This is a genomic window from Yoonia sediminilitoris, assembly GCF_003058085.1.
GTDB classification, from domain to species: Bacteria; Pseudomonadota; Alphaproteobacteria; order Rhodobacterales; family Rhodobacteraceae; genus Yoonia; species Yoonia sediminilitoris.
Genome location: NZ_QBUD01000018.1, coordinates 1 through 13,743, shown reverse-complemented (window position 1 = coordinate 13,743; position 13,743 = coordinate 1). Strand labels below are relative to the sequence as shown.

At 53.7% G+C, this 13,743-nt stretch carries 8 protein-coding genes; 1 reads left to right on the top strand and 7 read right to left on the bottom strand.

The window, feature by feature from the left end; translation table 11 throughout:
- The first annotated feature begins 1,702 nt into the window (after positions 1–1,702).
- Positions 1,703–3,054 (top strand): IS3 family transposase gene (locus C8N45_RS20875; protein ID WP_108388637.1). Its coding sequence is split into 2 segments (ribosomal slippage): positions 1,703–2,039 and positions 2,039–3,054, totalling 1,353 coding nucleotides; the frame shifts between segments, so codons are not numbered across the junction.
- A gap of 544 nt (positions 3,055–3,598) precedes the next feature.
- On the opposite strand, the gene C8N45_RS20870 is transcribed toward C8N45_RS20875, so the two are convergent.
- The 7 genes from C8N45_RS20870 to C8N45_RS20840 are packed head-to-tail and all read right to left on the bottom strand — an operon-like array spanning position 3,599 to position 12,840.
- Positions 3,599–4,393, bottom strand: a complete 795-nt coding sequence (locus C8N45_RS20870; protein WP_133176026.1) for a hypothetical protein — start codon at positions 4,391–4,393, stop codon at positions 3,599–3,601.
- Positions 4,394–4,407: 14 nt separating this feature from the next.
- Positions 4,408–5,136: a M48 family metallopeptidase gene (locus C8N45_RS20865; RefSeq protein ID WP_108388633.1), complete on the bottom strand. Its 729-nt coding sequence runs from the start codon at positions 5,134–5,136 to the stop codon at positions 4,408–4,410.
- Positions 5,133–8,402, bottom strand: a complete 3,270-nt coding sequence (locus C8N45_RS20860; RefSeq protein WP_108388680.1) for a type I restriction endonuclease subunit R — start codon at positions 8,400–8,402, stop codon at positions 5,133–5,135. Before C8N45_RS20860 ends, C8N45_RS20865 begins: the two co-directional genes overlap by 4 nt.
- A 2-nt stretch (positions 8,403–8,404) precedes the next feature.
- On the bottom strand, positions 8,405–9,736 hold the full coding sequence (locus C8N45_RS20855; protein ID WP_108388631.1) for an anti-phage deoxyguanosine triphosphatase: 1,332 nt from the start codon (positions 9,734–9,736) through the stop codon (positions 8,405–8,407).
- Between the two features lie 47 nt (positions 9,737–9,783).
- Positions 9,784–10,158 (bottom strand): hypothetical protein, encoded by a 375-nt coding sequence (locus tag C8N45_RS20850; RefSeq protein WP_108388629.1) that lies wholly within the window; start codon positions 10,156–10,158, stop codon positions 9,784–9,786.
- Positions 10,155–11,345 carry a restriction endonuclease subunit S gene (locus C8N45_RS20845; protein ID WP_108388626.1) on the bottom strand — a complete coding sequence of 397 codons (1,191 nt, stop codon included), beginning with the start codon at positions 11,343–11,345 and terminating at the stop codon, positions 10,155–10,157. The genes C8N45_RS20850 and C8N45_RS20845 overlap by 4 nt, the downstream gene beginning before the upstream one ends.
- Positions 11,335–12,840 (bottom strand): type I restriction-modification system subunit M, encoded by a 1,506-nt coding sequence (locus C8N45_RS20840; RefSeq protein WP_108388624.1) that lies wholly within the window; start codon positions 12,838–12,840, stop codon positions 11,335–11,337. Before C8N45_RS20840 ends, C8N45_RS20845 begins: the two co-directional genes overlap by 11 nt.
- Positions 12,841–13,743 lie beyond the last annotated feature (903 nt).

Below are 13,743 nucleotides of genomic sequence, written 5' to 3'. Positions count from 1 at the left end.
TGCTAGCAATCAAGATGTAGATCGCGATCGACCATTCCTTGGCTTGGAAGAGAAGTGTTCGCCAGATTACCTAATTCGAATAGTGAGTAGCACTGACAGTACACTTTTGGTTGGAGATGCAGCTTTGGCAACGGCCGAACATCATAAAAAAAATATTAACCAAATAAAGACCAAGCCTCAAATAGTTGAACGATATCGGAGAACGATAGGGTGGGTGGCCGACGATAAGATAGTAAGGTGTCATCCTATGGGCGCATTCGTAGTCTTTCCCCCTCCCACCAGTCAGTGGAGCGACTTAGAAACTATAGTGCAGGCCCGTGATTGCACAATTCTGTGCCCTAGTCCTCTAGACGACAGGGAAGCGAGCAACAGGCTAACAATCCTTCTAAATTCTTTGGTCCCAGAACTCCGCTCCCGAGATAATTCTGTTTAGAGATCGTTGCCGCTTGCACGCTTTCATAGATTCAACTTCGCATGTAGCATTCTTCATTTTCGTTGTTTTCCAGTAAGATAGGGGGAATTTCGCAACCCATTTTAGAATGCGCCGGTAATCCCCCAATTCTAAATGTAAGCGGTGCGCTGGTCACACGTGTTTGGCGTGATTCCAAGGCAGCAGTTCGTTGATGTCGGTTTGTTTGTGTCCTTGTGCGATATGTAAAGGCCACACCGGGAGGGTCATCTTTGCGATCATTGCTAGTTGTCATCAGCGTGTTCGTTAAGTCTTTGGGAAGCAGGTACGTGTTGCATGAAACCACAATGGCAAAAGAAATGTGGCCATCCTTGACGAGCGTGATGGCCATCGCTGCGACAACCGCGACATCCGCTACAAGAGCCCAGTCCTGATTATTCGTGTCGCAGATGTCGCGACTGTCGCAAGTTCCTGACGTCATAAAGTCGCTCAATAAGTAGAACAAGTAAGAACAGTATTGGGGTCACTGGTCAGATAAAATACATCGGTATGACAAAGCTGCTTCGAACATCGTAGACGGTCAAAATGAAAGCGAATGAAAGCATTTTTAGAGGTGGTCGCAAGATTTCGAACAGTTTGCAACCTCGTGCGCATTTATGACCTTAGACGATCCAATGGCAGTTTTAGGGCGGCGTAAAAGCTTAGTGTCGGCGATCAAAACAATACCCGAGGGTGGCCATGGCGCCTGTTGGAAATGTTAACTAATGTTAAGTCCTGGCAAGCACAACGACCGTCAAGAATGATGACAAATGAAGCCATGCTTTCCGAAGGCGCACTTAAAATCTGTCGCAAGACTGATGCATGGGTTGTTGCCGGTTTGTGTTGTTTCTGCCGGGCGTAAATTTAATAAAAACAGGGTGTTGATGCCTGCAGTCGGGCAGGTGGTACAGATAGGGCCACGTGTAAAACGATACTCCGACTAGCAGCATTTCCACGAAAAATGCTTGATAAGACTTTCAAGGAAATTCATGGTTCATGGTTCATGGTTCATGGTTCATGGTTCATGGTTCATGGTTCATCTTTGTCGCATTGGCATCTTATTGAACTTGTGGGTCGTCTGCAGTGAACGAGCGCTAGATAATCGAGGCCGTCACAATGAAGTCAAATAAAGTCATGCGTTGACACAAGAAGCGACCAATACCTGCTATTGTCTGACGTCAGCACGTGTGGGACATATCTGAGGATTTGAATAAGGGAGGATTTCTGGTTCATCTTATCGATTAGGAGATCGAGATGACGAAGAAGCCACAAACATCGAAAGCCGCCGCCGAGAAGGTGGTGAAGAACATCCGCCGCAAGACGCGGCAAACCTATTCAGCTGAAGAGAAGATCCGCATTGTATTGGCAGGCCTGCGTGGCGAGGAGAGCATCTCGGTGCTGTGTCGCCGGGAGGGTATTGCTGAAAGCCTTTATTATAGCTGGTCGAAGGAATTTCTTGAAGCTGGCAAGCGCCGGTTATCTGGCGACACGGCGCGGCAGGCCACATCGCCTGAGGTAAAGGATTTGCGTTCTGAGTCCTTGGCCCTGAAAGAGTGCGTCGCTGATCTGACCCTTGAAAACCGTCTGCTCAAAAAAAGCATGACAGGTGCTGGGGAGTTCGAGGAATGAGATACCCTGCGTCCGAGAAACTGGAGATCATCCGCACCGTGGAGGGATCGCACCTGCCGGTTAAGCAGACCCTCGACATGCTGGGCATCCCGCGCACGACCTTTTATCGATGGTATGATCTTTATGTCGATGGTGGCCTGGATGGGCTGGCTGATAGATCCCCACACCCAGGATCGGTCTGGAACCGCATCCCGGATGCCCGTCGTGACGACTTGATTGAGTTTGCGCTGGAACATGAAGCGCTGACCACGCGGGAACTGGCCGTCAAATACACGGATGAGAAGCGGTATTTTGTCTCTGAATCATCAGCTTATCGCATTCTCAAAGCCGCTGATCTGATCACGGCACCAGACTATGTGGTGATCAAGGCGGCCGAAGAGTTTGCGGACAAGACCACGGCCATCAACGAGATGTGGCAGACCGACTTCACCTACTTCAAGATCATCGGCTGGGGCTGGTATTATCTCAGCACTATTCTGGATGATTACAGCCGCTACATCATCGCTTGGAAACTCTGCACAAACATGCGGGCCAAGGATGTGACAGACACGATCGAACTGGCACTGGCGGTATCGGGTTGCGACCAAGCCGTCGTGCGCCACAAGCCGCGTCTGCTCAGCGATAACGGCTCATGCTACATCTCGGGTGATTTAGCTGAATGGCTGGAAGGGCAAAGCATGAAGCACGTCCGTGGCGCGCCATTCCACCCACAGACCCAAGGCAAGATCGAACGCTGGCACCAGACCATGAAGAACAGGGTTCTGCTCGAGAACTACTACTTACCGGGTGATCTCGAACGCCAGATCGGCGCATTCGTCGAGTATTACAACAATCAACGTTACCACGAGAGCCTGAACAACGTCACACCGGCCGACGTCTACTTCGGTCGCGACAAAGCTATTCTGAGAGAAAGGGAGAAGATTAAGAAGCTGACGATCCGCGAACGCCGCTTGCAACATCAAAAACAAGCCGCATAATCAATCACACAAACGAGCCAGAGCCTCCAATGCTCAAGCCCCTCTTATGTCCCATTTTATATGACGACGGACAATCCAGACACACATCTATGCCCCTTGAACGCCAAAATACCCCCTTGGAAATTGATTTTGGGGGTACGATCGGGGGTACGGATAGATATCCGAAAATCTTTTACGTTTAAATACAATCGACTAAAAATAGATTGTGAGTCCGTGTGGGGGCACCATTAAATCAGATACTTAGCCGACGATAGTTGTTCTCCTAGGCTCGTTTTAGGCTCTTTGAATATCGGTTGTGGCCTTGCTACCCACAATTAAAGTAGGAGGCAGAGCTCGATTGAAAATCCTCGTGTCGGTGGTTCGATTCCGCCCCCGGGCACCATTTAAATTAAGCAACGCATTGATAATCAACAAAAAAGTGATACGATTGCTTTATAATACCCCCCCAATTATCCACCCTCCTTCTGCTGCCTGTCTCGGCAAAACCGCAGCATGAATGCAGTCAAGCTCCGCTAGTGTCGGGACCTATATCCTGTTCTACGTTTCACGACTCGACCCGGTGGATGCCCCGCCGTGCGTTCGTTGAAAAAATATTCCAGTGCGGGAATGCCTTGGCCTTCTCCGAATCTTGGAAGATACCAAGCAAGAGCATAGACGCGTCGTGCAGCATTAATACGAAGCATCCCACTTCTCCTTCCAGCTGCCACTTGTAGCTGTATTGAAGCTCTGATGTCTTCTTACCTTGTCGTAACTCTCCGTAGTTCCTCAGTGAACGTAGCAAATCGTCGGGCGTCTCTTCATCGATGACTTGGGCATTTGTGAACCATCGGACCATCACCTTGGCGGTGTCAGGCAGTATTTTTCCTTCAGCGTGAAGATAATGGAGTGCATAAGCCTGTTTTGCAGCCCAAGGGTTGAGCCAATCTGTGTAGATTGAATTGTCAATTTCAACACGGGCATACATGTTCACTCGTCCGTTAACCTTAATCGGTACGTCTGTGGAACTGCCCTCCGCAATCGCGGCAAAAGCTGAGGGGGCATTGTTTTGTACGCCCTTCACCAGCTTTTCCATATAGGTTTCAGGAATATCTTGATGGATCGTTGATTGAATTAAGGCTGAGAGAGCAGCAACCTGGTCAGATCCGCTCGAACCAGAGTTGCAACGTTCACATGCGGGCACTCGATGCGTAGCCGACGGAACTTCCTTGTTTACGAAGAACACCTTTGGTGGAGCATGCTCGATAGTTGTTGCATAGACTGATCCTCCACACAAACAGCAGTATTTGTGCCTCTCCAAGAACAACTTGTTGCTCAAAATCTTCCGCTTGGCTTGCCCCATGACCCTATCTCCGTTCAATCAGCCAGAAGCACTTCTGCCAACCGATCTAGCTGCTTCTTGGTTTGACGCCAATCACCTGCATGGGCATCGATCAGCTTCCAGAATGCAGCGCCATGGTCGTGGTGTTTGAGGTGGGCAAGTTCGTGGATCAGCACATAGTCGATGCACTGGCGGGGTGCTTTGACCAAATGCGGGTTGATGATGATTTCACCGGATGGGGAGCAGCTTCCCCACTGACGTGACATTTCCAGCAACCGGAACGGTGGTGGTGCATCTACCCACGGTAGGCTTTCGGCCAGAGCATCGATGCGGCGGCTCAGGTAGTCCCGCCCTCGGACGCGGTACCAGGCACGGAGTCGGCCTTTTATGTCGTCCTCCGTGCCGTTGGTGGTCTCGACCTCCAGCCGATTGCCACGCAGCCGTGTAGGGGATGGTTTGGTATCCACGGGGATCACCTTGAGCACATAGCGGCGGCCCAGATAGAGTACTTGTTCACCGGAAACATATTCACGGGGCCGCACATGGGCGTAGCGTTCCCTCGCTTCACTGACATGCCCGACCACCCAACGGGCCCTCTTCTGGACGGCTTGTTTGATGGACTGGTCTGAGAACCCATTTGGGGCATCGACGGCGACCGATCCGTCGGGATTGACGTGGATTGCAACACGGGATTTGCGGGCGTCATCATATGAGACCTGGTATGGGATGCGGTGATCCCCGTATGCCAGAATGAAGCCTGTCATGGCTTGTTCGCACCTGCACGAACAATGCCTACGATCTGGTCGATCAGTTCATTCGCAGCGTCCAGACCGCCGAGGAACTTGAAATAACGTGGCAACAGAGCCTTGCGTATCTCGGCCTCGATGCTGCCAGGGTTGATCGAGTGCGTCTGCACGGCGTCATCAACGGTGGTGTCGATGTGCATGGCTTCTGCAACCAGAACGTCTTCATCTTGTTCCGCACCCGCCGGTTGTTCCAGCAGGGCCCCGTAGTAGGACTGTGCCCGTGGGTGATCCGCGAACCGATCCGGCACACCAGGGGTGTTCCGAGCCGCGACCTGCTCTTCTAGGTCCTTGAACATGACGTATTGCTTGCCAGGGTGATCAAACATCGCTTCCGCTGCGAGGATCGCTTCTTTCAGCAGTTCGGAGAACACCCGTTGTGCATAGGGGTCATCGATAAGGTCCTGCTCGATGGTTTTCCTGAGACGGGTCTTAATGACATCGGCCTCGGTACGGGTCTTCTCGTCCGACCAGTCTTCGCGATCATCGGCCTGACCAAGCGTGTCCACCCAAATATAACCTTCGGGGTCAACCACCTCTTGGCCGATCACCTGCTTATCGACCATTCGGCGGATTTGCTCTTCGTATTCAGAGAAATCCACGGTCTCTTGCGCATCACGCTTAGCCTGTGCGCGCAGTTCAGTGAAGAACCGCAGGTCACGCTTGTAACGCTGGATCGTCTTCTCGTCGAAGGCCCCATCCTCGAAGAATGTCCGCGATGACAACGCCAGCTTGAGGCACATACCAAACTTTGTCAGTGCATCATAGAAGTCCTCACGCACCTTCTGGTTGGCGTCGATGCTATGGCCCGCCCCATCTTCGGCAGTCCTTGGCACCAGAATACGCCGAAACTGTTCGACATCCTGCTTGTTCTGCACGGCTGAGAAGATCGCCCACAGCGCATCATGCAGGCTAGGGAGACGTTTGTATTCGACAGAGACATTGGTGACCGTACCCGCGAGATCGTCGATCTCGTATCCGGCTTGGGTTTGTGAAGCGAGGTCTTGGTAGTCCTGTATAGACGTATCAAGCTCGGCCAGGATGCCACGGTAGTCGATCAGATATCCGAACTGCTTGGCTTCATGCAGTCGGTTCACACGTGCAATCGCCTGGAGCAGGTTGTGCCCCTTGAGATGCTTGTCGATGTAGAGGACGGCATTGCGCGGTTCATCAAAGCCCGTCAGCAATTTGTCCACGACAATCAGGATATCTGGGGCCCCATCAGTGCTGAACCGTTCAATTACATCCGTCTCGTAGGTCTCCGCATCATTGCCAACGTTCATCTTCCACCAGGTCTGCAGCTCTGGTGTCTTGGCCTCGTCGGTATCCTCATGACCTTCCCTTGTGTCGGGGGAAGAAATCACAACCGCGCTGGTCACCATACCCGTCAGATCGAGGGCGTTCTTGTAGCGGATTGCCGACAGTTTACTGTCCGTCGCCAGTTGCGCCTTGAGGCCCAGCCCTAGCTTGGCAAAGTTCTCGGTGAAGTGCGTGGCAATGTCCAAGGCGATCAGATCAATGCGCCCGCCAGCGCCATAGACTTGCCCACGGCTAGAGTATTTCTGTTTGAGGTCGGACTTCTGACTATCCGTGAGGCCCGTTGTGATCTTTTCAAACCATGAGTCGATAGCTTTGTCGTTGATATCGACGATGGGTTTTCGTTCTTCGTAAACCAACGGGGTGACAGCCCCGTCTTCAACTGCATCCTGCATCGTATAGGCATGGAGGATCGGGCCGAACTTGTTGCGGGTCTTGTCCTCCTTCAGCAGGGGTGTCCCAGTGAAGGCGATGAAGGCCGCATTAGGCAGGGCCTGTCGCATCCGTTCGTGGTTCTCACCACCCTGGCTGCGGTGTCCCTCATCGACCAGGACGATGATCTTGTCAGATGTGTTCTTGCACTCTGGCAGTTTGGTGGCCGAATTGAACTTTTGCAGCAGGGTGAAGATGATCCGTTCCGACCCTGACCCGATCCGCTTTGCCAGATCACGACCTGATTGCACCTTGGAGGTCTCGCCTTCCTTCTTAGTGGCCACGGCAGACCCAAAGGCCCCGCCCGTCATGAAGGTCGCAGCAAGCTGCTTTTCCAGGTCCACTCGGTCAGTCACGATGATGATCCGACATCCAGCAAGCTCGGCATCCAGCAGTAGCGCCTTGGTCAGGAACACCATCAAGTTCGACTTGCCCGACCCCGTGGTGTGCCAGATGACGCCGCCTTCACGGCTACCGTCAGGTTTCTGGTTCGCCACTTGGGACAGGATCGCCTTGGCCCCCTGGACCTGTTGATACCTGGCCGCGATCTTGCCCAGCTTTCGGTCGAAGAAGATGAACCGCCTGGTGAAGTCCAGTAGGCGGTCAGGGCGCAGCAGGCTGGTGATCAAGCAATCCTGTTCTGTGAACAGCACAGGGCCGCTGTGAAGTCTGTCGAAGTCGTCCCGCATCCACTTGGGCTTGTCCGCGAACAGGGCCGTTCTCTGGGCCTCTGTCAGGGGGGTGGACTTCACGGCCTGCATCTCGGCTTCGGTGATCTCTTCCTCGGTCCAGGCTCCCCAGAACTTCGCAGGTGTGCCAGTGGTGCCATAGCGCCCGTCGGTGCCAGAGATCGACAGCAGCAGTTGTGAATAGGCGTAGAGGTCTTGGATACCGTCAGACTTTTGATTTCTAAGGTGCTGACTGATCCCCTCGGTCACCATCGCGGCGTCTTTAGTGGACGAGTTGGGGCGCTTTGCCTCGATCACCACCAGGGGAATACCATTGACGTAGCACACGACATCGGGCCGATAGCGGCCCATCCCTGCGGGGCGTTCGACACTCAACTCTTCGGCAACATGCAGGGTGTTGGCCACTGGATCAGCCCAGTCGATCAAGGGCACTGTGACGGATGTGCGCTGGCCATCCACGAACTCGGTGACGGTGATGCCGAGGGTCAGATGCTTGTAGATCGCTTCGTTTGCAGGGATCAGCCCTTCGTTCAGTCCCGTCGCACTGATGTCTCTGATTACTTGGTCAATACCGCCTTGGGACAACGGATAGCTCTGCCCCTTGAAGTCAAACCGATGCGCCTTGAGCCGTTCCCGCAGCACAGGTTCCAGCAGCACAGACCGCTCCGACCCGCGCAGGCCCAGTGCATCAGCGGGGGACAGATAGGTCCAGCCCATGGCCATCAGCACGTGCAGCGCTGGCAGTTTCGAGGCCGCTTCTTCGCGGGTGTCGGGAGTGCGGTTCGTCATGCTCATATCCTGTCGAATACCGATCCGACACGTGGTTCGAACAATTGTTGATACCGTTTCGTCGCGTAGTCGTCGGTCATGCCAGCGAGATAGTCGCAGATTACCCGTTTCTTGAGATCGTCCGTCTCCATCGCTTCGTAACGTTTCGCGTCACGAGGTGGGAGCAACCTGGTGGGATCAGTGGCAAAGGCGTGGAAGAGTTCGGTGACGATCTTCTGCCCTTTGAACTCAAGCTGTTGAACTGTAATTGTAAAGATAACCTGCTGCTCTACCAGCTTTTGCAGCACATCCAGGACCTTACGGGCATCGGCTGCCAACACTGCCTGGTATCCAAAGATCGGGTTGCCGAAGCCATGTGGGTTGGATGTGTCCAGGGTCGTGTGCCGAATGCAGAAATCAACCAATGCTCCAATCGCGTTCTTTCGTTGATATGTGTGGGATGAGAACAGGTGACCCACCAGATCGTCATAAGACTGGCCATCGGACCAAGCACAGAACCCAGCGATGTCTTTGGCACTCACGGCTTCGATGAAAGATGCGCGGTCGATCAAGCCCAACCCTATCGCATCTTCGAGGTCGTGCACCCCATAGGCGATGTCGTCAGCGATCTCCATGATTGAGGTATCGAGGGAGTGATGCTGGGTCTTCTTGTGTTTCTTTTCGCCCTGATCTTCAAACTCACTGCTGATCCGTGGCCAGTCACCAAGGTCTTTGGCTATCCAGTTGACGACCTCAATCTCGGTATCCAAATAGCACTTCGGCGGCTTGAATGGCTTGGCACTGAACACGGATGACGCACTGGCGTCTGCACCTTCATACTGCTTCTTGTTGACCACGGCGCTTAGCGGCGCGGGATACTTCAGAACACCCAGCAGTGACCTGCGGCTTAGGTTCATGCCCAGAGTTTCATGGTAGGGCTCAATCAGGGTCATAATACGCAGGGTTTGGCCATTCCCTTCAAAGCCGCCGTGGTCAATCATGCAGCGGTTCAGAGCAATCTCACCACCGTGGCCAAAGGGCGGGTGACCAAGGTCGTGAGCAAGACAGATAGTGCGGATCAAAATAGGATCGGGCAGAATGTCGTAGCTGGGAGTGCCCTTGACGGCTTCGGCCTTGAACCGACGCGCAATGCCCTCCCCGATCTGGCTGACCTCCATCGAGTGGGTCAGACGGGTGCGGTAAAAGTCACTATCACCAACACCCAGCACCTGTGTTTTGGACTGTAGTCTGCGAAAAGCGGCAGAGTGCACGACCCTGGCATAGTCGCGCTCATAAGCTGTGCGCCCGTCCTTGGTGACACCACCATCCCTGCGTTCGTCCCAATACTCGACCATCAAAATCTCTCACCAAATCAGTTATCTACAAATCAATTCCATGGTTGCTACCGCCTGAAAACCAAGCGCAACCGTTCAAGCTTGTCTGCGAATGCGGGCGCGTCACCCGTCAAATGACTGCCATCGGCTTGTGTAAGTCCGTCATGTTTTGCAACACAGATGGGGAAACCCGTTTCTTCGCGTAGAAGCTCAATGCATCGGGTCCCAATACCTTGATGAAGATATTTGCGATTGCCCCCTTCTAAGAACGCATTCGTCATTTTTAGGCAATAGCCATCAGGTGCCCGGGGATCCTCAATGAGGCGGCATTCAATGGCACCTATTAGGGTTCCGGCCTGATCAAGAACGGTGGCGGTGTAGTTGTCTTCATCAATCTCGATGGTGACGACCGAGCCGTTCTTCGTACTGAATGTTGTCTTCATAGGGATACCCGCCGTTTGCCCGTGAGCAGTTGCTGCATCAAGGCCTTCTTTTCGGTGCGGAGTTTGGTGATCGATTGTGCATGCTCAGCGATCTGATCCTCTGCATCATTCAGAACCGCTGCGATCCGTCGCTGTTCGCCAAGTTCGGGCATCAAGAAGCTGCGCTTATCGAAGTCCTTCTTTGACAACTCCAGAAAGGTTGATCCGCAGGCGTAGCGAATGAGGTCCTTCTTGAAAAACTGGAGCAGATAGAAAATGAAATCGGAGTCGAAGGCATCGGACAGCACCAGGTTCTTGAAACCTTGGTTGGTGCAGATCGGACCGGTGGCGATTGCCATTTCACCGATGGTCGCACGAGTGCAGATCAGTATCGTGCCAGAGGGTACAAGTTTCGCAGAGGAACCCTTTAATCCGCTTTCAGTGATCATCCGTGCTGTCTTGCGAATAAAGCGCGAAGTTAGCTTCGTGATGTCGGTGGGTGTCGCCCAGTGAATATCGCCATCCCAGTTGCTGGCAACGGTGCTGTCCGGTGTTCCGCCAGACACTGTGGTGCCCGTCTCCCCCAACCGCACCTCTTTCCACGGCTGCCCCTCGAAATCAGGGAAGCGACGTTTGCCTGTGAGGAGGGATTGCATGAGGGCGCGTTTTTGGTCTTTGGCGGTGGCTAGCAGGGCCTCTGTCTTCTCGATGGCCGCGTCCCAGGTCGCGAGGATATCCGCGATCTTCCGTTGTTCGGGGAGTGGGGGTGTCGAAATCCTGAAGCCGCCAATCGCTTTTGTATCTAAGAATGGTTGTGCGTTGCCAGTAAACAGACTGCGTTGCTGTTTTGTGATCTCGTTTGACTTCAGGAAGTTAACTAGAAAAACCTTATCCACGCTACTCTTTGGCCGAATGCGAGGTGCGTTATATGAAAACGCAAACCCTTCGAAATGTTCAGGAACCTCAAATGTGATCCCTGCCGTGGCACCTGTTCCTGCGATCAAGATATCGCCTTTTTTGAGTATGAAGCGGTTCATGTCTGGGGTGTGGCTGACATACTTGGGGTTATCACCCAAAAAATCACCGATACGAATTAACCGAATGCCGTCGTCAGGGTCATCGACGTAGGTCAGATACTGTGAACCTGCGCCTCGTTTGACGTCGGCTAGGTCTGAAAGCTTTGTGATGCTCCACCCCTCAGGAACCATACCCAAGCTCCTGCAAATACCCTGACATCCGCTCTTCCAGTTCAGCCAGATCGTCCTTCAGCTTCACCCGCTCGGCACGGACGGCCATCAGATCGATCTCTTCTTCCTCCTCGAACGTGTCCACATAGCGGGGGATGTTCAGGTTGAAATCGTTCTCCTCCACCTCTTCCCTCGTGGCGCGATAGGCGTATTTATCCACGCTCTCCCGCGCCTGATAAGTCGCCACGATCTTGTCGATATTGGTCTGATCCAAGGCGTTCTGGTTGGTGCCAGAGATGAACTCTCGCGACGCATCGACGAACATCACGCTGTCGTCTGCTTTGTGTTTGCGGAACACCAGCAGGGCGGCGGGGATGCCCGTGCCGAAGAACAGCTTTTCCGGCAGGCCGATGACGGCATCCAGCAGGTTTTCCTCGATCAGCTTTTGGCGGATTTTCCCCTCGGTTGAGCCACGGAACAGCACCCCATGTGGCACGACCACCACGGCGCGGCCTGTCTTGGGCTTCAACGTCTCGATCATGTGCAGGATGAAGGCATAGTCGCCCTTGGTCTTGGGCGGGATGCCACGGCGGAAGCGTCCGAACTTGTCGGTCTCGGCGGCCTCGGTGCCCCATTTGTCCAAGCTGAACGGTGGGTTCGCCACCACGATATCGAAGTGCCGCAGCGCGTCGTCCTTGGTGCGCAGCTTGGGGTTGCGGATGGTGTCGCCCCATTCGATTTGGTGGTTTTCCTCGCCATGCAGGAACAGGTTCATCTTGGCCAGCGCCCAAGTGGAGCCGATGGCCTCTTGACCGAAGAGCGCATAGCCCTTGCCGCCCTGATTGCGGATGAGCCTGCCGCATTTCATCAGGAGAGAGGCAGATCCACAGGTTGGATCGCAAATGTGATCCCCTGGTTGCGGATCGGCCAGACGGGCCATCAGGTCGGACACCTCGGCAGGGGTATAGAACTCGCCTGCTTTCTTGCCCGCCGTGGCGGCGAAGCGAGAGATCAGGTATTCATAGGCCCCGCCGATGATGTCGAGTTGCCCGACACGGGAGGGGCGCAGGTCAAGCGCAGGTTTGTAGAAGTCTTCCAGCAGGTGGCGGAGGATGTCGTTCTTCTGCTCCTCGTCGCCGAGCTTGTTGGAGTTAAAGCTGATGTCCTGGAACACATCGCGCAGCTTGTCCCCGTTGGCCTCTTCGATGGCATGGAGAGCCTTGTCGATGCGCTCGCCATTGCCCGCCTCATGCCGCCGTTTGTGCAAGGAATCGAAGCTGGCCCCGTCCGGCAGCTTGAAGGCTTCCTGCTGCATCATGGCCCCGACCAGTTCGGGGCTATCGGGATGCTCGGCGTGGTAACGGGACTGGTGATCCTTCCACACGTCACTGACGTATTTGAGGAACAGCAACGTGAGCACATAGTCCTTGTAGACAGACGGATCGACGACACCCCTGAACGTGTCACATGCCCCCCATGCGGCTTTGTTGATTTCAGCTTGGGTGACTGGTGTCATTGATCTTCCTTCAGAACTCTTCTTCCGCTGACCATTTCGACATATGCAATAAGTTTCAACCGCAACTTGTTAAGCTGGACGTTACAAATGCTTTGAAAAGCGCTGCTTTGCTTTCTCAACGCTAATGTTGCTTATGTCAGCATAGCCTTGAAACCATATATTGAGTTCTTCATGAAGCGCCGCAACTCTGATGGCTTGGTAAGTCCGCCAATGCATACCCTTTGGCTTGAGTGGAAAAGGTGGGCCTATGCCGCCCTTCTTTTGGCCTAAGCGTCTACGAACAGCAAAAGCGGCATGCAGCCTTCGGCCCTGCGGTGACATGTACTCGCTCGCATAGCGGCCCTTTAGACATACTCGGCAGCCCATCTTCAGGGTCTTGGGGTGACAATAAATGATGGCGCACCGGCGATCGCATGATGGGCACAAGAACCACTGACGTCGGCCGCCAAAGTTTGACGAGGTCCAAGTCGTTTCAAGCACGCCATCTGCAAACTCGAACCGGTCAGGTAGGTGACACCCAGGTTTGGCCAATTTGCGGATGTCGAACTGCGCCGCGTGATCACAAATCATATGGGAAGTTGTTCTTTCTGATTAATGCCCAGCCGGGGCGGGACACGGGACATGCCTTAGGCATTTGTCCCGTTTGTCCCGTCTAATTCCGCTTCTGCATCGGGACATTTTTCATTTTGTCCCGCTGTGTCCCGCTTGTCCCGCTGCATCATAATTGCAATTTGCAGGTCAGCATCACCGGTGAGATATACGTCATCTTGCACCGTCATCTGCCTAGAGTTCACCATATCTCTGCGGACTGTCCGTCGTCAGGGTTTTTGGGACCAAGAGCGTCCGAACCTAAGAGAGAGTTTGGCTCATCTGTTTGGTTTGATTATGCGGCGTGCTGGCGGT

What these genes read in the sequence shown, in the direction of transcription:
- C8N45_RS20865 (WP_108388633.1), bottom strand. Translation starts at nt 5,136, where the DNA reads ATGACAGGCTTCATTCTGGCATACGGGGATCACCGCATCCCATACCAG.
- C8N45_RS20860 (WP_108388680.1), bottom strand. Translation starts at nt 8,402, where the DNA reads ATGACGAACCGCACTCCCGACACCCGCGAAGAAGCGGCCTCGAAACTG.
- C8N45_RS20840 (WP_108388624.1), bottom strand. Translation starts at nt 12,840, where the DNA reads ATGACACCAGTCACCCAAGCTGAAATCAACAAAGCCGCATGGGGGGCA.
- C8N45_RS20855 (WP_108388631.1), bottom strand. Translation starts at nt 9,736, where the DNA reads ATGGTCGAGTATTGGGACGAACGCAGGGATGGTGGTGTCACCAAGGAC.
- C8N45_RS20850 (WP_108388629.1), bottom strand. Translation starts at nt 10,158, where the DNA reads ATGAAGACAACATTCAGTACGAAGAACGGCTCGGTCGTCACCATCGAG.
- C8N45_RS20845 (WP_108388626.1), bottom strand. Translation starts at nt 11,345, where the DNA reads ATGGTTCCTGAGGGGTGGAGCATCACAAAGCTTTCAGACCTAGCCGAC.
- C8N45_RS20870 (WP_133176026.1), bottom strand. Translation starts at nt 4,393, where the DNA reads ATGGGGCAAGCCAAGCGGAAGATTTTGAGCAACAAGTTGTTCTTGGAG.